Source organism: Deinococcus arcticus (genome assembly GCF_003028415.1).
Taxonomy (GTDB): domain Bacteria; phylum Deinococcota; class Deinococci; order Deinococcales; family Deinococcaceae; genus Deinococcus; species Deinococcus arcticus.
Genome location: NZ_PYSV01000006.1, coordinates 56,934 through 82,389 on the forward strand (window position 1 = coordinate 56,934; position 25,456 = coordinate 82,389).

Consider the following 25,456-nt stretch of genomic DNA (forward strand, 5'->3'; position numbering starts at 1 on the left):
CCTTGAAAGGCGCCAGAGGCCCGGGGCCAGTGGCACAGAAAGATGAGTGGCGCTGCGCCTGGGCGGCCTTCCGCCACGCGCACTGCTGGAAACGCTACCAGATGGGCTGCGGCTGACTCCACCCGGCCGCACAAAGCCAAGCGAAGGTCAAGGAAGTTCTCACGGACCTCATGGGACGCCGGCGGCCTGCCCGGTCAGCCGCCGCGCAGGCAGGCGGCGCGCTCGGGCTGGGGGCGGGCGCCGCAGGCCCGCGCAGCTGTGATGAAGGTGCCCAGGTCGCCGCCCACCCGGGCCAGCAACGCCTGGAACTCGGGGACCAGGGCAGCGTAGGCCGCCACCGCCCCCAGCGCGGCGTTGTTGAGACCCTGGGCAAAGAAGGTGTCGTAGCCCGCGTAGCCGCCCCACGACGCCCTGAGGGCCGCATACCGGTTCTGCGCCGCCTGCAGCACCTCGGCCTTGCGCGCCCGGCGCTCGTCGTCGCTCAGGCCGCCCTGGGCATACAGGGCTTCAAGGGCCTGCCGGCTGTCCAGCAGCAGGGCCTGAAACGCCGCCTGCCGCTCCTGGGCCAGCCCGTCGGCGGCGCGCAGGTCCGGGGTGCCGTGGGCCGCCAGATAGCGCCGCATGCCCTCCTCTTCTACCGCCGTGGCATACGACTCGTTGAACACGGTGTCGCCGGGCACGTACACGCTGGGGTGCGACAGTTCGTGGATGATCGTGCGAATCAGGGTGGCGTCCGGGTAGAGCAGCATGGTGGAGAGCAGCGGGTCTTTCAGGTAACCCAGGGTGGAATAGGCGCTCACGCCCCCCACAATCACGTCGCGTCCGGCCGCGCGGCGCCCCTCGGCGTCGGCCTGGGCCTGCGCCTCGTTGAAGTAGCCCCGGTAGGCCACGCAGCCGGCCACCGGGAAACAGGCGGTGTCCAGCGCCACGCTGAACTCGGGCGCCGAAAAGACGTTCCAGACCACGTAGGGGCGCCCCACATCCACGTAGTCGCGGAAGCTGCCGTGATCCGGCAGGCCCAGGCCCCCCTGGGCGGGCGGCGCCACGGCAAAGGCGCGCACCTGCGCGGCCAGATTCAGCTTGCGCCGGGTTTCCGGGCTCAGGGCCGGGTCCTGCCGGGCCTGGTCCAGCGGGCGGGCGCGGCGCAGCAGATCCAGCTGCCCCCCGGCTGCCTGCACCAGATAGCCCAGGTCGGCGCAGCCGCTCAGGCCCAGGCTGCCCAGCAGGGCCAGGGTCACCACACGCACGGTCCTGATCATTGCCCCGCAGTGTAAATCGCCGCACACCGGACAGCTTGATCTGCCCCCCGCCCGCCCGGCACACTGACCCATGCTGACCCGGCTTCAGACGTGGTGGCGCCGCCTGCTGGGGCGCCCGGCCCTGCCCAGCCCCGCTTCGCCCAGAGATGGGGATGACCCAGGCAGCGCCGGGGTACTGGTGCCCGCCGGCCCCCGCCCACGCCGGGACGGCGCGCAGGCCCAGCCCCCGGCCGAATCGCGGCGCTGAAGATTTCCTTATACTCCCCGCATTCACCCCCAGCGGGCTGCGCCCTGGTCGCCGTGACCAGGGGCCTTCAGGCGGCCCGCGTGTCCAAGGAGACCCTATGCAAGGCACCATGATGGACGTTCAGCTGACCGTGCCCACCATTCTGGAGCGCATTCGCACCCAGTACGCGGGCCGCGAGGTCGTGAGCCTGCTGGTGGCGGGCCGCGACGAGGCCGGCAACCCGCTGCCCCACACCCACCGCACCACCTACGGGCAGGTGGCCGAGCGCGCCCGGCGACTGGCCGGCGGCCTGCTGGGCCTGGGCCTGCAGAAGGGCGACCGCGTGGCGACGCTGGCCGTGAACTCGTTCCGGCACCTGGAAGCCTATCTGGGCGTGCCCAGCGCCGGGCTGGTGCTGCACACGGTGAACATCCGCCTGCACCCCGAGCAGATCGCCTGGATCATCAACCACGCCGAAGACCGCGTGCTGCTGATTGAAAATGTGTTTGCCGCCATGATTCCCGCCATCAAGGCGGCGTGCCCCACCCTGGAACACATCTTCGTGCTGGGGCCCACGCCGCAGCCCATTCCCCTGCCCGGCGTGCAGGACTACGACACCTTCGTGATGGGCAGCGGGGCTCTGGCGCAGTACCCGGAGCTGGATGAGCGCGACCCGGCCGCCATGTGCTACACCAGCGGCACCACCGGCAACCCCAAGGGCGTGGTGTACACCCACCGCTCCACCCTGCTGCATTCCATCGTCAGCGCGCCCAAGGACGCCCTGAACGTGGGCGAGCAGGACACGGTGCTGCCCATTGTGCCCATGTTCCACGTGAACGCCTGGGGCCTGCCCTACACCTGCGCCATGTACGGCGCCAAGCAGGTGTACGCCGGGGTGTTCAGCGACGGGCGCACGGTGGCCCGGCTGCTGCAGGACGAAGCGGTGACCATCACGGCGGGCGTGCCCACCATCTGGATGGGCCTGCTGGGCGAACTGGACCGCGCGGCGGGGGCGGGCGAGCCCTACGCCCTGAGCGGCCTGGAGCGGCTGGTGGTGGGCGGCAGCGCGGCCCCCGAGGCCATGATCCGCGCCTTTGAGCGCCACGGCCTGACCATGCTGCAGGCCTGGGGCATGACCGAAACCCATCCGCTGGGCACCGCCAGCGGTGTGCCCGTGGGCGTGGCGGCCCAGAGCGACGAGGGCTTTGGCCTGCGCGCCAAGCAGGGCCGCGCCGTGCCCCTGATCGAGCTGGGCCTGATTGACGACGACGGCCAGAAGCTGCCGCACGACGGCAAGACCATGGGCCGCCTGATCATCCGGGGGCCCTGGGTGGCCAGCAGCTACTTCAAGGGCGAGGGCCAGGACAACTTCTTCCCGCTGGACGGCCAGGGGTGGTTCGACACGGGCGACATTGCCACCCTGGACGAGCGCGGCTATATGCACATTCAGGACCGTGCCAAGGACCTGATCAAGAGCGGCGGCGAGTGGATCAGCTCTGTGGACCTGGAAAACGCGATCATGGCGCACCCGGCGGTGGCGCAGTGCGCGGTGATCGCCATGGACGACCCCAAGTGGGACGAGCGCCCGCTGGCCGTGGTGGTGCCCCGCGAGGGCCAGAGCGTTTCGCACGAGGACATCCGCGACTTCCTGGCCCCGAAGTTTGCCCGCTGGTGGCTGCCCGACGCCACGGTGACGGCCACGAACATTCCCATTGGCGCCACCGGCAAATTCCTGAAACGCGAACTGCGCGAGCAGTACCGGGGCTACGGCCAGGCGCAGGGCGTCAGCACCCCCGAAGCGCGGGAATAAGCAGAGCAGGACTGGGGGCGCTTCCTGCTGGGGGGCGCCCCCCAGTCTGACGCCGCCTATAGACCATTTGACAGAGGTGTGCGGAGACGCCCCGCGCCACACTGGGGGCATGTCCTACCCCTCTGTGCTTGACATGGTGCTGGCTGAATTGAAGAGGGAATCCGGCGTGCTGGCGGTGTTTCTGACCGGCAGTTACGCCCGTGGCGAGGCCGACGCATGGAGCGACCTGGACATCTCGGTGCTGGTGGAAGCCGATGTTTTTGTGCGCAACACCGTGGCCTACCGTGCGGGCCTGCTGGTCAGCGTGGAGCGGTCAACGCCGAGCCACCGTGAGCGGGCCTTCACCGACCCCGAAACCGCGCTGTGGAATCTGGGCTCCCTGCGCTCAGGCCAGGCCCTGCATGACCCGGCGGGCGTGTTTGCCGCGCTGCAGGAACGGGCCCGCGCTTTTGTCTGGGTGGAGGTGGAACCGCAGGCCCACGCGCGGGCCGCTGCCCTGCTGGCCGGCAGCACCGAGGAACTGCACAAGGTGATGGGGGGCCTCCAGGCCGGGGATGTGGACAAGCTGGCCTTCGCTCTGGTGGGCCTCACCTTTGCCCTGGGGAACGCCGCCCTGCTGGGCACAGGCACCCTGATCCCCACCGAGAACCGCTACCTGAGCGCGGCGCGCGGGGCCTGGACAGACCCGGTGTGGCGCGAGTGCTACGCGTGCCTGACGGGCGTAAGCGGGGAGGGAATAGTGCAGCGGGGACGCGCCGCCCTGCGCGCCTACGAACGGGCCGTGGCCCTGACCCGCTGGCCCGACGGCCCAGACCGCGTGCAGGCCCAGGAAGCGGCGCGCCGGGCGGACGCCTTTCTGCGCGGGTAACGGCCGCACGCCTAGAATCCCCCTCATGGCGGTTTCGGTGCAGGGACAGAACGTGACGTTTACACCACCGGCAGGCGCGGCCGGGCTGATTGGCGATATGACGGACTGGCGCAAGCGCGCGCCGCTGCCGGTGGTGGGCGGCCAGCCCATCACGCTGCGGCTGCCGCGCGGGGCCTGGGTGGAATACGCCTGGGTGGACGCGGCGGGCGAGCCCTTTGCCGACCCCGACAACCCGCAGAAATCCCTCAATCCCTGGTGGCCCTACCCCCGCGCCGCCGTGGTGGGCGCCTACGCCCGGCATCCGCTGTGGCTGGCGCCCGAGGCGCACCTGCGCGGCACCGCCCACCGCCTCACCTGGGAAGGGGGGGTGTTCCCCGGCACAAGGCGCGCGGTGGTCTACACCCCGCATGGGCACCAGCCGGGCACCGCGCTGCCGCTGTACTACGTGCAGGACGGCGTGGCCTTTTACCGCACCGGCAAGCTGGGCGACCTGATGGACCGCGCGGTGGAAGGGGGCCTGATGCCGCCTGCCGCTTTCGTGTTCGCAGAGCCCGGCGACCGCAACGCCGAGTATTACCTCAACCCCCGGTACCTGGACTTTCTGACCACCGAGGTGATGCCCCGGGTGGAAGGCGAACTGGTCACTCCATCGGTGCGCGGGCTGTGGGGCGCCAGCCTGGGCGGCCTGACCAGCCTTTTTCTGGGCGCAGGGCACCCGGAACTGTTCTCGCGGGTGGCCAGCCACAGCGGCGCCTTTATTGCCCGGCCCGGCGCCACGCGCGACGGCATCATTGACACGGTGGGCGCCGGGGAATGGCTGCTGGAGCGGCTGCGCGAGACCCCGCCCACCCACCTCACCGTCAGCCTGGACACGGGCATTCTGGAATGGCTGACTGGGCCCAACCGGCGCATGGCGGGCCTGCTGGCCGATCTGGGGCTGCCCCATCAGTACCGCGAGTACCCCAGCGGCCACAACTGGGTTACGTGGCGCGAGGCGCTGCCCGAGGCGCTGCTGTTTCTGCAGGGGGCAGGCTGAGGGGCGCGCGGGCTTCCCTTCTCCACCCTCACCGGGCCCTCCTCATCCCCCGGCGCCTGCGACACGGCATCATGCGCGCACCACATGCATGCATTCCGCGTTCTGTTGCTGGCAGCGGGCCTCGCGTCCGGTTCCTCGGAGGCCCTGACCATGACCTACCCTGCGTCCACCACCCTGATTCATGAGCGCGCCGCTGACTGGGCCGGGGGTGAGGGCCGGGGCGTGGTGGCGGGCCCGGCCGGCCTGAGCCTGGTGCCTGGGGCCAGCAGCGGCACCTGGACCTCGGCGGTCATTGCGGCTCCCGCCTTTGACGAACTGGTGCCGTCGTGGAACGCCCTGACCCCGGGGCGCGGCAGCGTGAGCGTGGAGCTGCGCGCGCAGCAGGCCGGACGCTGGACGCGGTATTTCAGCTTCGGCACCTGGAGCCGCGCCGAGGGCCGCGCCAGCCTGGACGGCCAGAAGGACGCCAGCGGGCAGGTGCTGACCGACACCCTGCGCCTGACGGCCAAGGCCAGCGCCTACCAGTACCGCGTGACCCTGCGCGGCGCGGGCACGGGCGTCACCCTGCTGGCCTTTGCCACCTCCGACCGGGCGCGGCAGGCGGCGGGTCTGGGCACCCCGGGCCAGCGCTCGGCCTGGGGCCGGGTGCTGAATGTGCCCGCGCGCTCGCAGATGCTGTACCCGAACGGCGGCGAGGTCTGGTGCAGCCCCACCAGCGTGAGCATGATCCTGGCCCACTACGGCGTGAATGTGAGTGTGCCCGACGCCGCCCGGGCCACTTTTGACCGCACCTATGACGGCACCGGCAACTGGCCCTTCAATACCGCCTACGCCGCCACCCACGGCCTGCGCGCCTTTGTGACCCGTCTGCCCAGTCTGGCCCAGGCCGAGCGCTTTATCACTGCTGGGGTGCCGCTGGCCGTCAGCCTGGGCTGGAAGGCCGGTGAACTGCCTGGGGCCGCCCTGCCCACCAGCAGCGGCCACCTGATGGTCCTGGTGGGCTTTGACGCCCAGGGCAACCCGGTCCTGAACGACCCCGCCGCCCCCTCCGACGCGGCCGTGCGCCGCACCTACCCCCGCGCCGCCTTCGAGAAGCTGTGGCTGACCCACAGCGGCGGGCTGGCGTATGTGGTGGCGCCCAGGGGCACAGCGCTGCCGTAAGGTGCCTGCAGCGCCTGTCAAAGGGTCGAAGGGTCTGGGCAGGGTGTCTCCTCTTGGGGAGCTCATAACGCTCTGCCCAACCTCCCTTCGACCCTGGACGCTTAGACTTCCCCCCATGGACTTCCCCACCCCCTGCCCGGCCTGCGGCTTTGAAAACCGCGTGGCCTTTACCGACAGTGGGGTGCATGACGTGACCTGCGCCCAGTGCCGCGCGCGGTCCTGCGTGTTTTTGCGCAAGCAACGCTTTGAGGTGCTGTTTGACCTGGGCACCCGCGCCCTGATGGACGGCTACGCCCGGGAGGCGGTGGCCAGCTTTGCGGCGGCCCTGGAACGCTTTTTCGAGTTCTACGTGCGCGCTTTTGCCCTGGAGCGGGCGGCCGGGACCGAGCAGGACTTCAGCGCCGCCCTGGGCGCCCTGGACGGCACGTGGCGGCATGTGGCCAGCCAGTCCGAGCGGCAGCTGGGCATGTTTGCCCTGGCCTACCTGCTGCGCCAGGGCCGCGAGCCAGACTTTCTGACCCCGGCCGGCCTGGGCACCGATTTCCGGAACCGGGTGATTCACCGGGGCGCGCTGCCCACCCGCGCCGAGGTAGACGCCTACGCGGCGGCTGTGTTCACCCTGATTGACCGTCTGCTGACCGAACTGGGCGCGGCGGCCACTCATGTGGAACTGGCCCAGGAGGGCGTGTTCGCAGCCCACCTGGCCCGCCTGCCGGATGGCGTCACGGCTGTCTTTGAAGAGCATCCGGGCATGTTCCGCGCCCGGCGCTTCGGGGGCCTGAGCCCGGTCACCAAGCCCGAGCGGCCCCACCAGACCGATGCCCGCGGCCTGAACGACGCCCGCGCCTTTCAGCAGGCGCTGTTTCAGCGGGCGCTGGCCGAACGCGGCGAGCTGTTGCGGGCCTTCAAGGGGTCGGGGGGGTAAGCCCGCCCAGCCACCAGCGCAGAAAACCGGGCAGCCGGGCCCGCCACGCCGCCTCATCGTGCCAGTGGCCCTTCCCTACCGTGAAGTGAACCTCCTGCACGTGTGGGCGCAGGTGTGCGGCCATGTTGCGGGCCAGTTCGGTCACCTCCTGGGCCCCGGTCAGACTGCCGCCCTCATGGTCGCCCATGTCCACCCACACGCGCGCCAGGGGGTCGCGGCGCCCCTGCCACCAGCGCAGGAACTCGAAGTCGGCGGGCCATACCGCCGGGCTGAACACCCCCAGCGTGCCGTAGGTGCCCGGGTCGCGCAGCCCGCAGTACGCGGTGATCAGGCCACCAAACGAGGAACCCGCCAGCGCCACCTGGGCCGGGGGCACGGCTCCAAACCGGCGGCCCAGAGAGGGCAGCAGCGTGCCGCGCAGCCAGTCCGCGTAGGCATCCGCCCCTGACTCAAAGCCGTTCAACTCGAACCCAAAGGGCACGTAACGGCGGCTGCGCTCGTGGTTCACGGGCAGGGCGGCGATCCGGCAGGGCCGCCCGGCGTCGGCCAGCGCCTGGGCCGCTCCGGCCGCGTCCCAGCTCTGGCCGGCAAACGTGGGGCCCTCGTCGAACACGTTCTGGCCGTCGTGCAGGATCAGCAGCGGCAACGGACCGTCGTGCCCGGCCGGCCACCACAGGCGCACGCTCTGGGGCCCCCAGGGCGCAATCAGCGTGACCTCTTCGCGCGGGGGCGCGCTGCGGGGGGGCCGCCCCTGCCCCGCGCGCTCATCCTGCCAGCCAGCCACCGTCAGTTCCACCACGCTGGTGCCGCGCACCACCAGCGGATGGGCCGGCGCGCGTCCGCCCCAGGCGTCGCCCTCCTCGGTCAGGGTGCCGGCCGGGCCCAGGGCGCGCACCTTCACGCCGCTCAGGGTGCCTTCGGGCAGCTCGGCCCGCAGTTCGCCCCCGGCAAAGACGAAGTCGCCCGGCTCGGCGCTCCAGCCCCGGAAGTCGCCGGTCAGGAACAGCGTGCCGGCCGGGGGCGGACCGGGTGGCAGCGTCAGGCGAAAACGCACTTCAGGCATGGCGGCAGTGTGGCACAGCAGCGGCCGTGGGCCGGGCCCGTCGTCACACACCCCCTTTCCGGACAGACTACGTTTCGGTGAAGGCGGCGTCAGCTTCCCGTGAGGGTTATGTCAGGTGCCCCGCGCTAGGCTTTTGACGTGGAGGACGGGGTTTCACCGGGCCCAGTGCCGGTGCGCCAGGGGTTGTCCCCATCCGGGAAACTTGATATATTCGCACTCAAGTTTCCTGTTTCGGTCTTTTCAGGAACCCACCCTCAAGACGACCCACGCGGGCGAAAGGAGTTCCGACCATGCCCATCCTTCCCCAGAATGTTCCCGTCTGCCCCGTTCGCGGCAGCGTGATTTACCCCACCATGGTGCAGCACATTGACGCCAGTCGGGCGCTGTCCATTGGTGCCATCGAGGCCGCCATGCAGGGTGAGAAGGTCATTCTCATCGTGTCGCAGCGCGACAAGGATGTGGACGATCCCAAGGGCAGCGACCTGTACGACGTGGGCACCGCCTGCAACGTGCTGCGCGTGCGCAAGAACCCTGACGGCACCGTGCAGATGCTGGTCTCGGCCGTGGCCCGGGTGCGCGCCAGCAACTACCGGCGCGGCGAGTACCTGACGGCCGACATTGCGCCCCTGCAGGCCGAGGCCGACAGCCCCGTGGAACTGCAGGCCCTGAGCCGTGAACTGCGCGAGCGCTTTGACACCATCGCCCAGGGCGGCAAGATCAGCGCCGAGAACGTGCAGACCATCCACGCCAAGGACGACATTGGCGAGATGGCCGACCACATTGCCTTTAACCTGGATTTCAAGCTGGAAGACAAGCAGGCGCTGCTGGAACAGGCCAGCCTGACCGCCCGCATTCGCAAGCTGCTGACCCTGCTGGACACCGAGCAGGAAGTGCAGGCCGTGCAGGCCAAGATTCGCGCGCAGGTGAAAGAAGAGATTGACAAGAACCAGCGCGAATACTACCTGCGCGAGCAGATGAAGGTGATTCAGAAAGAGTTGCAGGGCGGCGACGACGGTGAGGAAGGCGACGAAGCCGAAGCCTTCCGCGCCAAGCTGGACGCCCTGGAGCTGAGGCCCGAGGTGCGCAAGGACCTGGACCGTGAAGTGAACCGTCTGGCCCGCATGCACCCCGACGCCGCCGAGGCCAGCGTCATCCGCACCTACCTGACCTGGGTGACCGAGCTGCCGTGGAACACCCGCAGCGAGGATCAGCTGGACGTGGCCCAGGCGTCGCAGATTCTGGACGATGACCACTACGGCCTGGAAAAGGTCAAGGACCGCGTGCTGGAATTCCTGGCCGTCCGCCGGCTGCGCAAGGAGCGCGCCGAGCGCGGCGAACTGAGTGCCGAGGACGTGAACAAGGGCTCCATCCTGGTGTTCACCGGCCCTCCTGGGGTGGGCAAGACCAGCATTGCGCAGAGCATCGCCAAGGCCCTGGGCCGCAAGTACGTGCGCATTGCCCTGGGCGGCGCGCGCGATGAAAGCGACATTCGTGGCCACCGCCGCACCTACATTGGCGCCATGCCCGGCCGCCTGATTCAGGGCATCCGCAGCGCGGGCACCAAGAACCCGGTGATCCTGCTGGACGAGGTGGACAAGCTGGGCAGCTCCTACCAGGGTGACCCCAGTGCCGCGCTGCTGGAAGTGCTGGACCCCGCACAGAACCAGCACTTCACCGACCACTATCTGGGCGTGCCGTTCGATCTGAGCGAGGCCATGTTCATCGCCACGGCCAACTACCCCGAGCAGATTCCCCCGGCCCTGATGGACCGCATGGAAGTCATTGATTTCTCCAGCTATATCGAACAGGAGAAGCTGGAAATTGCCAAGCGTTACCTGCTGCCCCGCCAGCTGATCGCCAACGGGCTGAAGGCCAACCAGATTGCGTTCACAGACGCGGCGCTGGAAAAGCTGATCTCGCACTACACCCGTGAAGCGGGCGTGCGCAACCTGGAGCGCGAGATTGGTACGGTGGCCCGCAAGGTGGCCCGCCGCATTGCCACGGGCGAGGTCAAGCGCGTCAAGGTCACCGACAAGGAGCTGGACCGTTACCTGGGGCAGGCCCGGCACATCCCCGAAACCGAGGGCAAGGAAGACATGGTGGGTGTCAGCACCGGCATGTTCTACACCCCGGTGGGCGGCGACATTCTGTTCGTGGAAACCAGCACCAGCCCCGGCAAGGGTCTGGTCCTGACCGGCCAGCTGGGCGACGTGATGAAGGAGTCGGCCCGCGCCGCTCTGACCTACATCAAGGCCAACGCCGAACGCTTCCACATTGACAAGGCGCGTATTGACGACTCCGAGATTCACGTGCATGTGCCCGCCGGGGCCATTCCCAAGGAAGGCCCCAGCGCAGGCGGCGCCATGGTCACCAGCCTGATCAGCGCCCTGGCGGGCATTCCCGCCCGCCACGACGTGGCCATGACCGGCGAGATGACCCTCACGGGCCGTTACCTGCCTATTGGCGGCCTGAAGGAGAAGGTGCTGGGTGCGCGCCGCGCCGGCATCAAGCACATCGTCCTGCCCAAGGCCAACGAGGGCGACCTGCGGGACATCCCGCTGCACCTGCGCAGTTCTATGCGCTTCCACCCCTGCGAGACGGTGGATCAGGTGCTGGACGTGGCCCTGGTGGGCGGTCTGAAGGCCCTGGAAACCCCGCGCGACGGGCAGGCGATGCCGGCCCCCGAAGCGGCCCCCAAACGCAAGGGCCGGCGCACCGACGCCCGCGCGTAACCGAAGTGATCTCTCCCCCGCCCGTGGTGGCGGGGGTTTTTCGTGCCGTGGGGGGCCGGACTTCTCTATGCTGTGCGTGTGATGAAGCGCGCGTTGATGGTGGGGCTGCTGGGCTTGGTGTCGGGGGCGCAGGCGGCGTACTGCTTTGATGCCCCGGCTGAGGCCGATGACTTCTTCCGCTTTATGAAAGGGGCGCCCAGGCAGATGGAGCAGGTCATAGAGCAGAGTGGCGCTCCAGAGAAACTCATCTTGCAAGTCAGCTTTCAACAGCAGCGCTTAGCAGAGATTCTTCAGCTCAGCCGCTCACCCGAGCGCACCCGCCTGGATCAACTCATCGCCTTCAAGCAGCTGGGGAACAGGAGTGAAGGGCAGCTGGCCCTTCCAGACGACGAATCCTTTGGCTTACCCCTCAATGAGCGAATCAGGCTGACCCGCCTCAAGGCACAGCGCGGCGGGGGTATCCCTCTCAAGTTTTCGTCCACCTTCGATGCCCAGGGGCGGCTGATTCGTTACTCTGGCATGTTGTTACGCCAAGGACTAATGGTGCCCAGGCCTCTCAACGTGAGCTGCGTCTATGGCCGAGGCGTCGTCATCGAGACCGTGAATATTGAACACGAATACCGCGCCGTCCTGACTGCGAAATTTGATGCACAAGGCAGGCTGCTCCTCATAGACGCGGCAACGCAGTGGTACAACGGCCCCCTGGACATGACCACATTTCGTCCGGCCTTCAATCCTGAGGTCTACACCTCCCGCACGGTTTTCGAGTACAGCGCAAATGGCGAACTCAAAGCGGCAAAATTTCATATCCCAGTGGAGCGCGACGCTTCAGGACAACTCGTGGAACGGGGTCAGCCGGAGATTGAGGCACAGTTTACCGTGGACCAAGCCGGCAACATCCTGCGCGAAGACGCCCTGGCGGGTGGGCAGCGGAGCACAGTAGAGTTCACTTATGACCCAAAAGGGAATTGGGTCAAGCGCGTGTTCCGCGCCCCCGGGCAAACGGTCACCATCACCCGCACCTTCACTTACTGAGCCTGGGGCCACCGCTTCCATTGCAGCCGGGCCCTGCCCGCTATCCTGTAAGCCCATGAGCAGCCTCATCACCTTTCTTGTGGCCAGCCCCCACCTGCGCGGTGGGGTGTTCGAGGGCACCGTTATCCTGCTGCTGGAACATGATCAGAAGGGCGCCATGGGACTGATCGTGAATGCCCCCATGCCTCATACAGTGTCCGACCTCCTGCCCGACGCCCCCGGGCAGGCGGCGCCCGCGTGGCTGGGCGGCCCGGTGGACCCCACGCTGGGCTGGTGCCTGTACCCGCAGGCTGTGGGACTGGAAGGCGAGATCCGGTTGCTGCCCAACCTGAACGTGTCCAGCAGCCTCGACGTGCTGCGCGCTGTGATGGACCAGAGGCAGCGCTACATGCTGGTGCTGGGCTACGCCGGCTGGTCGGCGGGGCAGCTGACCGAGGAGGCGCGCGAAGGCAGCTGGGTGTGGGTGGAACAGGATTCCCCGGAATTGCTGTGGGAGGTGCCCGCCCGTGAACGCTGGCAGGCAGCGCTGGACCGGCTGGGTGTGGTGCCCGGCGCCATCATGCCGGGGGGCGCGCAGGCGTAGGCGAGCGCGCTGCGGGGCTTGCACGCCCGCAGGGTGCGTGCTACTATCCCTCTCGCGCCAGAAATGGCCCGGTATTCGGCAGTAGCTCAGTGGCAGAGCATCCGACTGTTAATCGGACGGTCGTTGGTTCGACCCCAACCTGCCGAGCCAGAGACACCCCCCTTTCCAGGGGGGTTTTTGTTATGTTTCGCCATCCTGGGGGGCACAGTACCCCCCATCTGCCTCTTGCCAGCTCTGAAATGCTCAGCCTCTGTTCACGCAAGGCGCAGGTGGGATCACCGGGCGGGCAGGGCCTTTTGCCTCGCTTCATGCACGTGAAAGCGAACAGTCCAGCGCCAAAGTTCTGTGCTATGCCTGGGGTGGCATATGGCGTCTTCACTCCCTTCACCGGCACAACTTCAGTCGGCGCCCCCGCTGATCGTTCAGGTGGCCGGCGCCCCCACGTGCGAGGCCATCGCTGAGCAGGTGCTGCGCGGCGTGCCTGGGCTGCGGGGCGTCGCGGTCTGGGGCGAGGGGGGCACCCTGGTGCTGGCTTCCGCCGGCGAGCGCCCTGCCGAGCCGCACGAAGCCCCGGTGCCCCTGACCGAGGACGCGGAGTACTGGCTGAGCACCGCGCCGCCCACGCCCCTTCCCCCAGAGCTGCTGGCCGTGATTGACCTGCGGCTGCGGTATCTGGAAGCGCGCCGGAGCATCGAGCGTCTGAGTGGCCGCCTGTCCTCCATGGCCACCGCCGCGACCACCGATCCTCTGACCCGCCTGCCCAACCGCATGGCCCTGGACGCCGACCTACAGCAACTGGACGCGGAAGGGGCGCCGTTCGCCGTGGTTTTTATTGACCTGGACGGCTTCAAAGCCATCAACGACCAGCACGGCCACGCCATGGGGGACTCGCTGCTGAAGGGATACGGCCTGTGGCTTTCACGGGTGACGGGGCCCTGGGGGCGGGTCTACCGCATGGGCGGCGACGAGTACCTGCTGCTGGTCACGCATTTTCCCGGTTCCAATGAGGCGTTTGAGGCCTGGGCGCACGAGCGGCTGCCTACCCTGTTTGTGGATGGCGTCACCGCCAGCATCGGGATTGCGTGGCGACATGAGCGCCCCGCCATCTGCGAGGTACTGAAACTGGCCGATCAGCGGATGTACCAGGCCAAGACGGCCCAGGCCCGGGCCGCTGGCAGATAGGTGGGGCGAGCCGGGCGCTGACTCCGCTCTCCCCACCTCCGTGTGCTCAATCGCTGGCCAGGGCCAGTTCCCGCTGCCGGGCCTGGCGGGTCAGGTGCCAGCGGTACAGCTCGGCGGCGGCGTCCCGCACGATGGCGCCCGCGTGGGGCAGCGCGGCGCGGCGGCTCTGCAGGTTGCGCGCCACGATGCCGGTCAGGTCGTCAAGGTTATGCAGGTGGGCGCCAGGGACCTCGGCAATATCCGGGTCCAGGATGCGCGGCACGCTGATGTCAATCAGGAACATGGCGCGGCCCGGGCGCTGGCGCAGGGCGGCGCGCACGCCGTCACCATGCAGCACGTAATGCGGCGCGGCGCTGGACGCGATCAGCACGTCGGCTTCGGGCAGTACCTCGTGCAGGTACTCGGCGGCGCAGGCGCGGCCCCCCAGCTTCTCGGCCAGCAGGCGGGCGCGCTCGGCGGTGCGGTTCACCACGATCACGTCGTCCACGCCAGCGGCGCGCAGGTGGGTCAGGGTCAGCTCGGCAGTTTCACCCGCGCCCAGAATCAGGGCCGTGCGGCCCGATAGGCCCCCCAGCGCCGCCTGGGCCAGCTCCACAGCGGCGCTGGACACGCTGACCACCTTGTCGCTCATGCCGGTTTCAAAGCGCACGCGCTTGCCCGCCGCCAGGGCGCCCTGGGCCACCTTGTTCAGGACCGTGCCTGCCAGGCCCCGCGCGCGGGCATCCTGCCACGCACGTTTCACCTGGCCCTGAATCTGCGTTTCGCCAATCACGAGGCTGTCCAGGCCCGCTGCCACCCGGTACAGGTGGGTCACGGCCGCCTCGCCCTGGTGAACGTACAGGTGGCGCCCCAGCGCGTGTCCCCAGGCCCCTTCAAAGGCCGCCAGCGGATCGCCGCTCAGCCCCGCCAGATACACCTCGGTGCGGTTGCAGGTGGCCAGCAGCATCACTTCCTGGGCGTGCTGCGCAAGGTGCGCCAGCAGCGGGCCCTCTTCACCGGCGCGCACGGCGGCGCGCTCGCGCACCTCCACGGGGGCGGTGTGGTGATTGAGGCCCACCACCACCAGGTCCAGCGCTTCAGGCTGAGGCAGGCCGGTCAGCAGAGACCGCGCCGTGGGACAGGCCAGCGTCATGCGGCCCCCAGCGCGCGGCGGATGTCCTCGCGCAGGGTGTTCAGGGCCGTGTGTTTTTCAGGCTCGGGCAGGATCAGCGCCGCCTCGCGCTGCGCGGTCCAGCCGCACAGCTGCGCCTCGGTGGGCAGCAACGCCGCGCAGCGCTGGGCCAGAGCCTGGGCCAGCATGGGCAGTTCGCGGCCACTGCTCACGGCCACCTGCACGCCGGCTTCCTCGGCCACGGCGGCAAAACGCAGGGTACCGCGCGCGGCGTCGGCCGCGTCGTTGACCAGGCTGCCCTGGGCGCGGGCCTCCTGCACCACCTGGGCATTCACCCCGGCGTCGGGTGTGGCGGCCACCACCAGCGCCGCGCCGCGCAGATCCCCCGGAGCATAGGCGCGCGCCACCACAGCCACCGGCAGCGCCGACAGTTCCGCCTGCACCTGCGGCGCCACCACGGTGACCGACAGTCCGGCACGCAGCAGCGTCTGCGCCCGGCGCAGGGCCACGCGGCCCCCACCCACAATCACGGCGCGCGCGCCACGCAGGTCCAGGAAGGCCGGAAGCAGACTCACGGGGCGCAGCATAGCGCGCCGGACACGGGGCAGCCGTCCCCGACCGAACGGTCGGGAAAGCGGCCAGGAGGGCGTGGCGAGGACAGGGTGGCAGTGAAACTGCCTAAGGACGTTGCACCTCACGTTACGACTTTGCAGGAGAGCACCGCAAAGTCTCCACTCCCGGTGCAACGTCCTTTTTTCGATACTCGCTCCGCTCGGTTGATCTAAAGATCAACAGCGAGCTACTTAACGTGGCCCAGGGGCCTGGCAAGCCCCGCCCCCCTCCCGCGCACCGCCCCCCGCTGCCCTCCTTCCCTATTCCCCCCGCACCACTCTTTCCGCCGCCTCCGCCAGTGCCTCCAGGCTGGCTTCGCGGGCCACGGTTACGTGGGTAAAGCCTGCCGCGCGGGCGGCGTCGGCGGTCTGGGGGCCCATGGCGACCACGCGGAAGTCAGTACCGGCCAGCGTGGCGAGGTGGCGGGCGGCGCTGCCCGACGCCAGGGTCACCACATCGGCCTGGCGCAGGCGCGCCAGGGTACCGGGGTCCAGGGGGGCGGGTTCGGTGCGGTACAGCTCGGCGCGCGCGTAGGGAATGCCGCGCGCCATAAGGCCGCGTTCCAGCTCATCCTCGGCCAGCTGGCTGGTCAGGTGCAGCGTGCGCTCGCCGCTCAGGGCCGGCAGTTCGGCGGCCAGATGCCGTGCGCCCGGCGTGGAGGGCACGAAGTCGGCCTTCAGGCCCCGTTCGGCCAGGGAGCGGGCGGTGCTGGGCCCCACCGCTGCCAGCTTCAGGCCGGCCAGGGCGCGGGCGTCCAGGCCACGGTCTTCCAGGAACGCAAACAGGGCGCGCACCGCCTGATTGCTGCTCAGCAGCAGCCAGCCGCCAAAATCGTGCAGCGCGGCGGCCACGGGCGACAGATCGGGCGCAGACGCAAAGCGGATCAGGGGCACTTCCAGCACCTGGGCGCCGCGTGCACGCAGCACGCCCGACAGGGCGCTGGCGCCTTCGCGGGTGCGGGTGACGGCCACTGTCTTCCCGGTCAGGGGGTCCGCCACAGCGGACGCCGGCTCGAACCAGCGCAGGGTGCTCTGCAGGCGCACCACCTCGCCCACCACAGTGACGGCGGGGGCTTCCAGGCCCGCTTCCCGCACCACCCCGGCAATGGTGGCCAGGGTGCCAGTGACCACGCGCTGCTGCGGCGTGGTGCCCCACTGCACGGTGGCGGCCGGGGTCTGGGGATCGCGGCCAGCTGCCACCAGATCGGCGGCAATCTGATCGAGATTGCGCACGCCCATCAGCAGCACCAGGGTATCCACGCCGGACAGGCGCTCGTAGTGGGCGCCGCCTTCTTTGGTGTTGCCGGTCAGGACCGCAAACGAGCGCGCCACCTCGCGGTGGGTCACCGGAATACCGGCGTAGGCGGGGGCGGCAATGGCGCTGGTCACGCCGGGCACCACCTCAAAGGGCACGCCGGCCCCCACGCAGGCTTCGGCTTCCTCGCTGCCGCGCCCGAACACAAAGACGTCGCCGCCCTTGAGGCGGGCCACGCGCTTGCCGCCGCCCTCCTGGGCCTTGGCCACCACCAGCGCGTTGATCTGCGCCTGGCTGATGTACTCGGAAAAGCCCTTCTTGCCCACATAGATGGTCTCGGCCTGCGGGCAGTGGCGCAGGAGTTCCGGGTTGGCCAGATAATCGAACAGCACCACATCTGCCGCCTGCAGCGCCTGCTGACCGCGCAGGGTCAGCAGGCCCGGGTCACCCGGTCCAGCTCCGATCAGGGACACAAAGGCGCGGGACGGGGCCGGGGCGGAAGACGGGCTCATGGCTCACAGGCTAGCGGCCCGGCGGCGGGACATATGCGGCCTCGCGCGTTTCATGGCCGCGTGCGCGCAGAGCCCCGGCACTCACGGCCACGGCGCGCGACAGCACCGTTTCCCAGTTCACGCGCTGCAGCGCGTGGGCCGCCAGCAGGTAGCTGAGGCGGTCAGGCCAGCTGGCAGCGCGAATCAGGACTTCAATCTCCAGCCGCAGGACACCGCCGCCGGGCTCCGAGACCTGAAAGCGCACGGTGCCGGCATCGGCATGCAGGCGCAGCGTGCGAATGCGAAAGGCGCGGGGCGAGACGGCCTCGACGACCACGCGGGCGCGGCGCACCAGCCCCATCAGGATTTTCAGGCGGGTGCCCGGCCCGGTGGGCGGCCCCCCCTGGGCGGGCAGAGGGGCGTCCAGCCCCCGGAACCACGCAGCCAGACGCGGCGCGAATTCGGGCAGATGCTGCAGGACTTCGGCGGTGATGACCTCGGGCGAACGCTGGGCCCCGGTCACCTCGGCCCAGAAGCGGCGGCGAACGACCGGGCCCACGCCGTCGGCCAGCCCCGTGGGCCGCAGGGCACCTTGCCCCTGTTGAAAGACGTTTCCCGACAGCAAAAAGGCGCCCAGAGCCAGGGCCACCCCACGAACGACTGAAAACTGAGCCATAGACACCTCGGCAGAGAGAACGAACCTGCCAGAAAGTATCCGGGCCCACACTGCCCGCTTCGGCGCGGCGCAGGTCAAGAAGGCTTTAGAGAAGGGCGGCGGGGGGCAGGCCAGTCGGCCGCCCCCCCCGCTCCTCTGCTCGCCTCTGACCCCAGTCAGTCGGCGGCGCTGGCGTGCTCCATGGGCAGGTCGAGGTGGTGGGCACTCGTGTCGTGCAGGCCCGCAAACCGCAGGTGGCGCTGGCAGATAAACCACATCTCGTCGCGGTCGTTGGGCAGAATGAAATAGGCGTCCGAGGACTCGGACGGGTTGTACACCCCCAGCACGCGGTAGGCACGCGCGGCGCAAAAGCCGCTGGACAGGGGCCGGGGCATGGGGGCGCGCGGGCCGTCCAGTTCGACAATCCGCACGAACAGGTGGGGGTGAAAAGCGATCATGGAGCCATGGTGGCGGCTGCCCCCACCCCCAGACCGGGAGAAGCCACACAAGCTCAGCGGTGGCCTAAGACCGCCTGAAGCTTGGCCAAGTGGCAGATGAGTTTCCGGGTTCCGGGCGCCTATGCTCGCGCCATGCCCCTGCCCCCCGACTCCCTGCTTCGCCTGAGCCGCGCCGAGGCCCAGGCCCACACCCGTTACGGCCGGGCGGCCACCTTTGGCCCGCTACACGCTGCCTACGCCGGGCCGGGGCTGCCCCTGAACACCGCGTGGCACGACGGCACCCGGGCACCAGACGCGGCGGAGCTGGCGGCCTTCGAACACTTCTGCGCCGGGTTTGGAGTCGCGCCCACCCTGCAGCTGCTCTCGGGGGCGGCGGCCGGGGCGCTGGAGGGTCTGGAGGCGCGGGGCTACCACCTGAGCGGCCTGCTGCACACCTACCTGCACGACCTGACGGGGCTGCCAGCACCTGCCGAAGAGGTGGAGGAAACCGCTGACCCAGCCGCCTGGGCCGAACTGTCGGCGCAGGGCTTCGGGGAGGGCAGCGGCCCCACCATGAGGGTGGTGGCGGCGGCCCCAGGCACGCGGCTGTTTGTGGCCCGGCGCCGGGGCCAGCCGGCCGGCAGCGCAGCCCTGAGCCTCAGCGGCGGTGTGGCGGCGCTGTTTGGCATGTCCACCCGCCCCGAGTGGCGCGGGCAGGGCGTGCAGACCGCCCTGCTGCGCGCGCGGCTGCACGCGGCGGCCCAGGCAGGCGCCGACTTTGCCAGCGTGTTCGTGACCCCGGACGCCCCCAGCGAGCGCAACATCCGCCGCGCGGGGTTTGGGCTGGCCGGGGCCCGCCTGACCTTTACCCGCCCCGCGCCGCCCTGACCGCGTCGCGCACCGCCGCGCACACGGCTTCCTGCACCAGCGCTCCCAGCAGCAGCGGATCGGCGGGCGGGCGCGCGCCGCTGCTCAGCACGAAGGCGCTGTCCCCGTCCCAGAAGGTGTGGCTGGGGTGAATCACCCGCGCCAGGGCGGCCTGCGCCGCGTCGGCCAGGCGGCGGCATTCGGGCTTGGTCAGGGCGTGTTCGGTGACGAGCGCCACCAGGGTGGTGTTCTCGGCGTCGCCGGGGGTAAAGGCGGCGGCGCCCGGGCCCACCCCCGGGCCGGCCAGCACTCCGCCCTGTTCATCCAGCACGTCGCCAATGGGATTGACCACCGCCAGGGCGCCCACGCGCACCCCATGCCGCTCCACGAGGACGCTGCCCAGGCCGCCGGGCACGGCCCCGGTGCCCAGGTACTTGCCGGCCGTGGCGCCCGTACCGGCCCCCACCAGCCCCCGGATCACTGGCCCGGCACTGGCGGCGCGGGCGGCCTGTTCGCCCTCGCGCTCGCCGGGGCGCACCTGCGCGTCCCCCACCCCCAGGTCATAAATGACGGCGGCAGGCACGATGGGCACGCGCGCCCAGGGCGTGTCATGCCCAATGCCGCGTTCTTCCAGCACCCGCACCACCCCGGTCGCCGCCGCCAGCCCAAATGCGCTGCCCCCGGTCAGCAGCAGGGCGTGAATGCGCTCCACCTTCTTTTCAGGCGAGAGCAGCACCCCTTCCCGCGTCCCCGGACTGGGCCCCAGAAAGGACGCCGAGGCCACCGCCCCGCCCGGCGGGCACAGGATGACGGTGCAGCCCGTTCTGGCCTGCGCGTGGGTCCAGTGGCCCACCTGAAACCCAGGAATGCCGGTCAGGGTGCGGTTGGGGATCATGCCCGGCAGAAGAGCACAGAGCAGAAGAGCACAGAAGAACAGGGAGGGGCCCCGTACCCTTGCCGGGCGGGGACCCCTCCCCCCTGGCCTCGCAAGGCCCTCTCCCACGAAGGGAGAGGGCCAGAAGACAGGCAACTGTGGCTGTGGGCCGGTACAGGCCGCCTTTAATCTGCCGCCTGCACCTCGCCCTTGCCGCCACCGCCGCGTGTGCGCCACAGGCTCACCAGCACGCCGCCCGCCAGGATGCCCACCGTCACGGTCAGGCTGATGGCCGGGTCCACCTTGCCGAAAAACTGGCCGTAGAAGATCTTGCCGCCAATAAACACCAGCACCAGGGCCAGGGCAGGCTTGAGGGCGCTGAAGCGGTGAATCAGGGCGTCCAGGGCGAAGTACAGGGCGCGCAGGCCCAGAATGGCGAAGATGTTGCTGGTGTACACGATAAACGGGTCCTGCGTGATGGCGAAGATGGCCGGAATCGAATCCACGGCGAACACGAGGTCGGCAAATTCCACCAGCAGCAGGGCCAGCAGCAGCGGGGTGGCGTGGGTGCGCACCCGGCCCAGGGCATCGGGCAGCTTGGTCAGGAATTTCTGGCCGTCCAGCTTGGGGCTGATGGGCATCACGCGGCGCAGCGCGCGCACCACCGGATGCCGCTCCAGGTCCGGGGCCTCATCGTGACCTCCCTTGGTTAGCAGCAGCTTCACGCCGGTCAGCAGCAGAAAGGCGCCGAACACCCACATGATCCAGTCGAACTGCGTGACCAGCGCCGCGCCCAGCCCGATCATGATGCCGCGCAGCACAATCACGCCCAGAATGCCCCAGAACAGCACGCGGTGCTGCAGGTGCCGGGGAATGGCCAGCGCGGCGAAAATCACGCTGATTACAAACACGTTGTCCAGCGCCAGGGCCTTTTCCACGGCAAAGCCGGTCAGGTAGGCCATGCCGCTCTGGGCGCCCAGCGTTACCCAGACCCAGGCGCCGAACGCCAGCGCGATGGCAATGTAGAACGCACTCAGCTTCAGGCTGCTGCTCACGCCGATCACCTGAGCTTCCTCGCCCTGGGTACTGGCCCTGGCCGCGCGCCGGCGGCTGAGCACCCCCAGGTCAAAGGCCAGCAGGGCGGTGACCAGGGTCATGAACAGCAGCCACATCCAGGCCGGCTTGCCCATCCAGAGCACCGACAGCGCCGACGACAGACCAGTAAACATCGCTTCCACAGGGAGCCTCCAGTGGACGCGGCCAGCCGGGCCACCGCCAACGAAAAACGCCGGCAGGGGCGCGGACTGCGCCGCGTTCCTGCCGGGTCTGGCCTTTTGTGCGCGCAACCGGGTGACCTTTGGTCACCGGATTGACGATCACGCGCTCCCTGAAGCTCAGGGCGGCGTACTCCCCCGGAATGACCCCCAGTCTGCCGACTTGGGGCCCGCGCGATTGTAAGAAGAACACGAAAAAGGCTGGGGGAGATCCCCCCCCAGCCTTCATGTAGCGCGGCCCCAGCGGCCCCTCACTCAGGGCGTTTTCAGGGCGTAGCCGATCCCGCGCACGGTGCGGATGATGCCGTAGCCGTCCAGATCGCGCAGCTTGGCGCGCATGTTGGCCATATGCACGTCCACCACATTCGAGTTGCTGGGCAGTTCGCCGTTCCAGACCTCGCGCTCGATTTCCTGGCGGGAATACACGCGCCCCGGCTGCCGGGCCAGGAAGGTCAGCAGATCAAATTCCTTGGGCGAGAGGCGCACCTCGTGGCCGTTGTAGTGGCACAGGCGCTTTTGCGGGTGAATCTCCAGCGGTCCAATGGAAATCACCTCGCCGTGCTGCTGGTGGCGCAACTGCACCTTGACGCGCGCCACAAGTTCCTCGGGGTGAAAGGGCTTGGTCATGTAGTCGTCGGCGCCGGCTTCCAGCAGGTTGACCTTGCGGTCCACCGCGTCCATGGCGGTCAGGATGATGATGGGCACGCTGCTGGTCTTGCGCAGCCGCCGGGCAATCTCGGCGCCGTCAAAGTCGGGCAGACCCAGATCCAGAATCACGAGGTCAGGGCTGCTTTCGCGGGCGCTGGTCAGCCCGGTCACGCCGTCGGGTGCGGCCAGCACCTTGTACCCCGCCTGTTCCAGTTCGTACTGCACGACGCGGGTGATATCCGGATTGTCTTCGATCAGAAGGATGCGTTGCTCCATAGCTGCTGTTGGGTCTCCTCGGGAACGCGGGAGCCGGACCGCTGCGTGGCCGGCGGCGGACAATGGCGGACGTCCGCTCAGGGCGGCGGATGCGCAGTGCACCTGTTTCCGGGACATGGTAGGGGCCGCGTGCCCCGATTGGGGCGCGGGCACGGTTTATGGTCCCTTAACAGCTGAAAAGTCTATGCCGAAGGTGGTGGGGTCTCGCCCGGCACCCACACGCGGTCTACCTGCACCCCGTGGCGCAGCAGCAGCGTTTTCAGGCGCTGGGTGGCGGCCACGGCCAGGGTGCGGTCCGGCGGGGCGAAGGCCAGCGTCAGGCGGCCTGGGGCCCCGGCGCGCGGTTCCTGAACCTGCACCTGCAGGGGGCGGCGAAAGGCAGGATCCCGCAGCACGTCGCGCAGCACCTGCATGAACCCCAGTTCGTCCAGGCCCTCCAGCACAAAGCTGATGCCCAGCGGCACCTGTGGGCCGGTCATGGCACGCGCCTCATGGCCCCCAGCCTAGCGCGCGCCCCCGGCACGCCCACCAGAGCGCGGCCTACAATGGCGCCCATGAGCGGCCCCGGCGACCTTTCCAGCGAAGACTCCTTGCGCGGCGACCAGCCCAGTAACCTGCCCGGCGAGCGGCCCGGCCAGGAGGGCCCTGGCGGCGCATGGCCGCTGCTCTCCCCCGAGGACGGAGCGCACGGCCGCGTGTTTCTGGAGCGCCTGAACGGGGCCGAGCTGCACTTTGAGGTAACTGGCGACCCGGCGGGCGAGGCGCCCACACTGGTGTTTCTGCACGGCGGCCCCGGTTACAACAGCTACGCCTTTCAGGCCCTGTTCGGAGACCGGCTGCGAGAGCCGGCGGTGTTTCTGGACCAGCGCGGCTGTGGCCGCTCCGGGCCCCTGGCCGACACTGACCAGGGCGACGCCACCCTGGACCTGGACACGCTGGTGGGCGACCTGGAGGCCCTGCGCGTGTTTCTGGGGGCCCGGCAGCTGGTGCCGCTGGGCCACGGCTTCGGGGCGCTCGTGGCCCTGGAGTACGCGCGGCGATACCCGCTGCAGACCGCGCGGGTGGTGGTGGTCAACCCCTGGGTGCATTTTCCCGAACTGGCCCTGACCCTGCTGCGCGAGGCCAGCGAGCGCCGGGGCACACCCCTGCAGGACCCCGCCGCCGACCTGCGCGCCCAGACACCCGAGGGTCAGTACCCGGCGGTGGGCGGCGCGCGGGTGGAAGCGGCCTTTGCGCTGCTCAACGCCCGCGACCTGCTCAACGCCCTGCAGTTCCGGGACCACGCCAGCCGCATGCACCTGGAATTCACCGACGCCGAGAGCCAGCTGCTGGGCGGCGGCGAGGTGGGCGACGCGCTGGTGGCGCAGGGCCTGTGGGAATTTGAATACCCGCCCTTCTTGCAGGAGATTCGCCGCCCGGTGTTTGTGATCGCCGGGGCCCACGACCGCACCAGCTACCCCGAGCAGGTGGCGTGGGTGGCGGACCTGACCGGCGGCGACGTAACGGTGCTGGACACCGGCCATTACCCCTGGCTGGACGACGAGGACGCCTTTGCCGAGGCCCTGGAGGACGCCCTGCAGCGGTAGGGGGCCCAGACCATGTCCCGGAAACAGGGGTGAGGTGGGCAACTTCGCAATCGTTCTCAGCGCCTGCCCCGTATACTCCCCTGTGATTGCATGAAAGGGCTTATTCTCGCCGCTGGGCGCGGCAGTCGTCTTCTTCCCATCAGCGCCACGCGCGCCAAACATGCGGTGCCGGTGGCGGGGGTGCCCATCATTGCCCGGGCCGTGCAGAGCCTGCGGGACGCCGGAGTGCAGGACATTGGCATCGTCACCAGTCCGTCCTCGGAAACAGACCTGCGCGACGCCACCCAGGACAGCGGACACCTGACCTTTATTCGCCAGAACGAGGCCCTGGGCACCGGCCACGCGGTGCTGGCCGCCCACGCCTTTCTGGAAAACGAGCCCACACTGCTGTATCTGGGTGACAACCTGTTTGAAGACAGCCTAAGCCCGCTGCTGCTGGCGCTGCGCGACGCCGAGGCCGCCATAGGGGTCAAGGCCGTGCCCAATCCCCAGGCCTACGGGGTGGCGGTGGTGCAGCACGGGCGCTTGCAGCGGCTGGTGGAAAAGCCGCGCAAGCCCGAGAGCAACCTGGCCGCGTGCGGGGTGTTTGCCTTCCGGCCGTCGCTGCTGGCCCATGTGGCGGACCTGGCCCCCAGTGACCGGGGCGAGATCGAGTTTCCGCAGGCCCTGACGCGCCTGATGGCGGCCGGCGGCACCGTGCGGGCCGTGGAATTCAGCGGCTTCTGGTCCGATGCGGGCACCCCCGACGACCTGCTGAGCGCCAACACCCACTTTCTGGCGCAGCAGCGCCCGCGCGTGGACGGCCGCGCCGAACGCAGCGTCCTGAGCGGCAACGTGGTGATTGAGGCGGGCGCGCTGGTGGAAGACAGCGTGATCACCGGGCCCGTGTGGATTGGCCCGCACGCCCTGGTGCGCGGCGCCACCCTGGGCCCCTTTGTCAGCATCGGCGCGCACGCCCGGGTGGACGCGGCCCGGCTGCACGGCGCCCTGGTGGACGAATTCGCGCGCATTCTGCACCCCAGTCGCCCCCTGAGCCGCGTGCTGATCGGCCGCCACGCCCTGGTGACGGCCCCCAGCGAATCGGGGCTGCAACTGGTGATGGGTGACCGCAGCGTGGTCCGGATCTAAGGGCCTCGCCGCTGGCCCAGCCCGCTCGGTTGATCGGGGGCCTGGCAGCGGGCGACTGAGCGGGGTGCGGATCTAAAGGCCAGGCTCAGGCCGCTCTGACCCGGCAACGCCCGCAGCGCCCGTAGACTGCGGGGTATGACACCATCACCAGAAGGGGCCGCGCGGGGCGACGAGACACGTGACGCCGGCCGCAGCGAGGTGCTGATCAGCGGCGTGGACACCGGGCCCCCCGAACAGGAGCGCGCCAACCTCTCCCCCACCGAGGACCAGGCCCGCTTTCAGCCGGCCCACCCTGCACAGGAGCCCACCGACGAGGACGGCTGAGCGCCGCCGGCGCCCTTCGCCCCCAGGCCGCTCTGCGCT

At 69.6% G+C, this 25,456-nt stretch carries 25 protein-coding genes and 1 tRNA gene; 15 read left to right on the forward strand and 11 right to left on the reverse strand.

The features are described from left to right. Positions 1–194 precede the first annotated feature (194 nt). The gene (locus tag C8263_RS07685) at positions 195–1,259 is read right to left on the reverse strand and encodes an aminopeptidase (RefSeq protein WP_158263768.1); all 1,065 of its coding nucleotides are present in this window, start codon (positions 1,257–1,259) and stop codon (positions 195–197) included. Between the two features lie 70 nt (positions 1,260–1,329). On the opposite strand from C8263_RS07685, the gene C8263_RS19280 reads away from it, so the two are divergent. The 6 genes from C8263_RS19280 to C8263_RS07710 all read left to right on the forward strand — a co-directional run bounded on the left by C8263_RS19280 (position 1,330) and on the right by C8263_RS07710 (position 7,285). After that, a complete protein-coding gene (locus C8263_RS19280; protein WP_158263769.1) occupies positions 1,330–1,506 on the forward strand; it encodes a hypothetical protein in 177 nt (58 codons plus the stop codon). A 97-nt stretch (positions 1,507–1,603) separates the two neighbouring features. Continuing rightward, on the forward strand, positions 1,604–3,295 hold the full coding sequence (locus C8263_RS07690; protein WP_107137543.1) for a long-chain fatty acid--CoA ligase: 1,692 nt from the start codon (positions 1,604–1,606) through the stop codon (positions 3,293–3,295). A gap of 109 nt (positions 3,296–3,404) precedes the next feature. Further along, positions 3,405–4,163 (forward strand): nucleotidyltransferase domain-containing protein, encoded by a 759-nt coding sequence (locus C8263_RS07695; RefSeq protein ID WP_107137544.1) that lies wholly within the window; start codon positions 3,405–3,407, stop codon positions 4,161–4,163. Positions 4,164–4,188: 25 nt separating this feature from the next. Then, positions 4,189–5,199 carry an alpha/beta hydrolase gene (locus tag C8263_RS07700; protein ID WP_107137545.1) on the forward strand — a complete coding sequence of 337 codons (1,011 nt, stop codon included), beginning with the start codon at positions 4,189–4,191 and terminating at the stop codon, positions 5,197–5,199. A 150-nt stretch (positions 5,200–5,349) separates the two neighbouring features. Continuing rightward, entirely contained in the window at positions 5,350–6,360 is a 1,011-nt protein-coding gene (locus C8263_RS07705; RefSeq protein WP_233218712.1) for a C39 family peptidase, read from the forward strand. A gap of 115 nt (positions 6,361–6,475) precedes the next feature. After that, a complete protein-coding gene (locus C8263_RS07710) occupies positions 6,476–7,285 on the forward strand; it encodes a hypothetical protein (protein WP_107137547.1) in 810 nt (269 codons plus the stop codon). On the opposite strand, the gene C8263_RS07715 is transcribed toward C8263_RS07710, so the two are convergent. Then, positions 7,266–8,348: an alpha/beta hydrolase gene (locus C8263_RS07715; protein WP_107137548.1), complete on the reverse strand. Its 1,083-nt coding sequence runs from the start codon at positions 8,346–8,348 to the stop codon at positions 7,266–7,268. The two genes, C8263_RS07710 and C8263_RS07715, sit on opposite strands and share 20 nt — an antisense overlap. A gap of 290 nt (positions 8,349–8,638) precedes the next feature. Between C8263_RS07715 and lon the strand changes: the two genes are divergently transcribed. The 5 genes from lon (at position 8,639) to C8263_RS07740 (ending at position 13,880) form a co-directional block, all read left to right on the forward strand. Continuing rightward, on the forward strand, positions 8,639–11,080 hold the full coding sequence (gene lon, locus C8263_RS07720; protein WP_107137549.1) for an endopeptidase La: 2,442 nt from the start codon (positions 8,639–8,641) through the stop codon (positions 11,078–11,080). Positions 11,081–11,161: 81 nt separating this feature from the next. Continuing rightward, complete coding sequence (locus C8263_RS07725; protein ID WP_107137550.1) at positions 11,162–12,115, forward strand: hypothetical protein; 954 nt, start codon at positions 11,162–11,164, stop codon at positions 12,113–12,115. A gap of 55 nt (positions 12,116–12,170) precedes the next feature. After that, on the forward strand, positions 12,171–12,698 hold the full coding sequence (locus C8263_RS07730) for a YqgE/AlgH family protein (RefSeq protein WP_107137551.1): 528 nt from the start codon (positions 12,171–12,173) through the stop codon (positions 12,696–12,698). A gap of 75 nt (positions 12,699–12,773) precedes the next feature. Continuing rightward, positions 12,774–12,848: transfer RNA gene (locus C8263_RS07735), tRNA-Asn, on the forward strand. A 216-nt stretch (positions 12,849–13,064) separates the two neighbouring features. Further along, a complete protein-coding gene (locus C8263_RS07740) occupies positions 13,065–13,880 on the forward strand; it encodes a GGDEF domain-containing protein (RefSeq protein WP_107137552.1) in 816 nt (271 codons plus the stop codon). 46 nt (positions 13,881–13,926) lie between these two features. On the opposite strand, the gene hemA is transcribed toward C8263_RS07740, so the two are convergent. From hemA to C8263_RS07765, 5 genes are all read right to left on the reverse strand, one after another. Next, positions 13,927–15,012, reverse strand: a complete 1,086-nt coding sequence (gene hemA / locus C8263_RS07745; RefSeq protein ID WP_199188347.1) for a glutamyl-tRNA reductase — start codon at positions 15,010–15,012, stop codon at positions 13,927–13,929. Next, positions 15,009–15,566: a precorrin-2 dehydrogenase/sirohydrochlorin ferrochelatase family protein gene (locus C8263_RS07750; RefSeq protein WP_233218713.1), complete on the reverse strand. Its 558-nt coding sequence runs from the start codon at positions 15,564–15,566 to the stop codon at positions 15,009–15,011. Before C8263_RS07750 ends, hemA begins: the two co-directional genes overlap by 4 nt. A 297-nt stretch (positions 15,567–15,863) precedes the next feature. Beyond that, a complete protein-coding gene (cobA, locus tag C8263_RS07755; RefSeq protein ID WP_107137554.1) occupies positions 15,864–17,369 on the reverse strand; it encodes a uroporphyrinogen-III C-methyltransferase in 1,506 nt (501 codons plus the stop codon). A 10-nt stretch (positions 17,370–17,379) separates the two neighbouring features. Beyond that, the gene (locus tag C8263_RS07760; protein ID WP_107137555.1) at positions 17,380–18,024 is read right to left on the reverse strand and encodes a DUF1990 family protein; all 645 of its coding nucleotides are present in this window, start codon (positions 18,022–18,024) and stop codon (positions 17,380–17,382) included. A 155-nt stretch (positions 18,025–18,179) separates the two neighbouring features. Then, the gene (locus C8263_RS07765; RefSeq protein ID WP_107137556.1) at positions 18,180–18,461 is read right to left on the reverse strand and encodes a hypothetical protein; all 282 of its coding nucleotides are present in this window, start codon (positions 18,459–18,461) and stop codon (positions 18,180–18,182) included. 132 nt (positions 18,462–18,593) lie between these two features. Between C8263_RS07765 and C8263_RS07770 the strand changes: the two genes are divergently transcribed. After that, entirely contained in the window at positions 18,594–19,328 is a 735-nt protein-coding gene (locus C8263_RS07770; RefSeq protein ID WP_107137672.1) for a GNAT family N-acetyltransferase, read from the forward strand. On the opposite strand, the gene C8263_RS07775 is transcribed toward C8263_RS07770, so the two are convergent. The 4 genes from C8263_RS07775 to C8263_RS07790 all read right to left on the reverse strand — a co-directional run bounded on the left by C8263_RS07775 (position 19,306) and on the right by C8263_RS07790 (position 22,858). After that, on the reverse strand, positions 19,306–20,202 hold the full coding sequence (locus tag C8263_RS07775) for a P1 family peptidase (RefSeq protein WP_107137557.1): 897 nt from the start codon (positions 20,200–20,202) through the stop codon (positions 19,306–19,308). The genes C8263_RS07770 and C8263_RS07775 overlap by 23 nt on opposite strands. A 164-nt stretch (positions 20,203–20,366) precedes the next feature. Next, a complete protein-coding gene (locus C8263_RS07780; RefSeq protein ID WP_107137558.1) occupies positions 20,367–21,410 on the reverse strand; it encodes a TerC/Alx family metal homeostasis membrane protein in 1,044 nt (347 codons plus the stop codon). Between the two features lie 300 nt (positions 21,411–21,710). Then, positions 21,711–22,379: a response regulator transcription factor gene (locus C8263_RS07785; protein ID WP_107137559.1), complete on the reverse strand. Its 669-nt coding sequence runs from the start codon at positions 22,377–22,379 to the stop codon at positions 21,711–21,713. Between the two features lie 182 nt (positions 22,380–22,561). Further along, positions 22,562–22,858: a hypothetical protein gene (locus C8263_RS07790; protein WP_107137560.1), complete on the reverse strand. Its 297-nt coding sequence runs from the start codon at positions 22,856–22,858 to the stop codon at positions 22,562–22,564. 75 nt (positions 22,859–22,933) lie between these two features. Between C8263_RS07790 and C8263_RS07795 the strand changes: the two genes are divergently transcribed. The 3 genes from C8263_RS07795 (at position 22,934) to C8263_RS07805 (ending at position 25,417) form a co-directional block, all read left to right on the forward strand. Beyond that, positions 22,934–23,965 carry an alpha/beta fold hydrolase gene (locus C8263_RS07795; protein WP_107137561.1) on the forward strand — a complete coding sequence of 344 codons (1,032 nt, stop codon included), beginning with the start codon at positions 22,934–22,936 and terminating at the stop codon, positions 23,963–23,965. Positions 23,966–24,055: 90 nt separating this feature from the next. Further along, entirely contained in the window at positions 24,056–25,093 is a 1,038-nt protein-coding gene (locus tag C8263_RS07800; protein ID WP_107137562.1) for a sugar phosphate nucleotidyltransferase, read from the forward strand. Positions 25,094–25,228: 135 nt separating this feature from the next. Continuing rightward, positions 25,229–25,417 (forward strand): hypothetical protein, encoded by a 189-nt coding sequence (locus C8263_RS07805; protein WP_107137563.1) that lies wholly within the window; start codon positions 25,229–25,231, stop codon positions 25,415–25,417. Positions 25,418–25,456 lie beyond the last annotated feature (39 nt).

What these genes read in the sequence shown, in the direction of transcription:
- C8263_RS07685 (WP_158263768.1), bottom strand. Translation starts at nt 1,259, where the DNA reads ATGATCAGGACCGTGCGTGTGGTGACCCTGGCCCTGCTGGGCAGCCTG.
- C8263_RS19280 (WP_158263769.1), top strand. Translation starts at nt 1,330, where the DNA reads ATGCTGACCCGGCTTCAGACGTGGTGGCGCCGCCTGCTGGGGCGCCCG.
- C8263_RS07690 (WP_107137543.1), top strand. Translation starts at nt 1,604, where the DNA reads ATGCAAGGCACCATGATGGACGTTCAGCTGACCGTGCCCACCATTCTG.
- C8263_RS07695 (WP_107137544.1), top strand. Translation starts at nt 3,405, where the DNA reads ATGTCCTACCCCTCTGTGCTTGACATGGTGCTGGCTGAATTGAAGAGG.
- C8263_RS07700 (WP_107137545.1), top strand. Translation starts at nt 4,189, where the DNA reads ATGGCGGTTTCGGTGCAGGGACAGAACGTGACGTTTACACCACCGGCA.
- C8263_RS07705 (WP_233218712.1), top strand. Translation starts at nt 5,350, where the DNA reads ATGACCTACCCTGCGTCCACCACCCTGATTCATGAGCGCGCCGCTGAC.
- C8263_RS07710 (WP_107137547.1), top strand. Translation starts at nt 6,476, where the DNA reads ATGGACTTCCCCACCCCCTGCCCGGCCTGCGGCTTTGAAAACCGCGTG.
- C8263_RS07715 (WP_107137548.1), bottom strand. Translation starts at nt 8,348, where the DNA reads ATGCCTGAAGTGCGTTTTCGCCTGACGCTGCCACCCGGTCCGCCCCCG.
- lon (WP_107137549.1), top strand. Translation starts at nt 8,639, where the DNA reads ATGCCCATCCTTCCCCAGAATGTTCCCGTCTGCCCCGTTCGCGGCAGC.
- C8263_RS07725 (WP_107137550.1), top strand. Translation starts at nt 11,162, where the DNA reads ATGAAGCGCGCGTTGATGGTGGGGCTGCTGGGCTTGGTGTCGGGGGCG.
- C8263_RS07730 (WP_107137551.1), top strand. Translation starts at nt 12,171, where the DNA reads ATGAGCAGCCTCATCACCTTTCTTGTGGCCAGCCCCCACCTGCGCGGT.
- C8263_RS07740 (WP_107137552.1), top strand. Translation starts at nt 13,065, where the DNA reads ATGGCGTCTTCACTCCCTTCACCGGCACAACTTCAGTCGGCGCCCCCG.
- hemA (WP_199188347.1), bottom strand. Translation starts at nt 15,012, where the DNA reads ATGACGCTGGCCTGTCCCACGGCGCGGTCTCTGCTGACCGGCCTGCCT.
- cobA (WP_107137554.1), bottom strand. Translation starts at nt 17,369, where the DNA reads ATGAGCCCGTCTTCCGCCCCGGCCCCGTCCCGCGCCTTTGTGTCCCTG.
- C8263_RS07760 (WP_107137555.1), bottom strand. Translation starts at nt 18,024, where the DNA reads ATGGCTCAGTTTTCAGTCGTTCGTGGGGTGGCCCTGGCTCTGGGCGCC.
- C8263_RS07765 (WP_107137556.1), bottom strand. Translation starts at nt 18,461, where the DNA reads ATGATCGCTTTTCACCCCCACCTGTTCGTGCGGATTGTCGAACTGGAC.
- C8263_RS07770 (WP_107137672.1), top strand. Translation starts at nt 18,594, where the DNA reads ATGCCCCTGCCCCCCGACTCCCTGCTTCGCCTGAGCCGCGCCGAGGCC.
- C8263_RS07775 (WP_107137557.1), bottom strand. Translation starts at nt 20,202, where the DNA reads ATGATCCCCAACCGCACCCTGACCGGCATTCCTGGGTTTCAGGTGGGC.
- C8263_RS07780 (WP_107137558.1), bottom strand. Translation starts at nt 21,410, where the DNA reads ATGTTTACTGGTCTGTCGTCGGCGCTGTCGGTGCTCTGGATGGGCAAG.
- C8263_RS07785 (WP_107137559.1), bottom strand. Translation starts at nt 22,379, where the DNA reads ATGGAGCAACGCATCCTTCTGATCGAAGACAATCCGGATATCACCCGC.
- C8263_RS07790 (WP_107137560.1), bottom strand. Translation starts at nt 22,858, where the DNA reads ATGACCGGCCCACAGGTGCCGCTGGGCATCAGCTTTGTGCTGGAGGGC.
- C8263_RS07795 (WP_107137561.1), top strand. Translation starts at nt 22,934, where the DNA reads ATGAGCGGCCCCGGCGACCTTTCCAGCGAAGACTCCTTGCGCGGCGAC.
- C8263_RS07800 (WP_107137562.1), top strand. Translation starts at nt 24,056, where the DNA reads ATGAAAGGGCTTATTCTCGCCGCTGGGCGCGGCAGTCGTCTTCTTCCC.
- C8263_RS07805 (WP_107137563.1), top strand. Translation starts at nt 25,229, where the DNA reads ATGACACCATCACCAGAAGGGGCCGCGCGGGGCGACGAGACACGTGAC.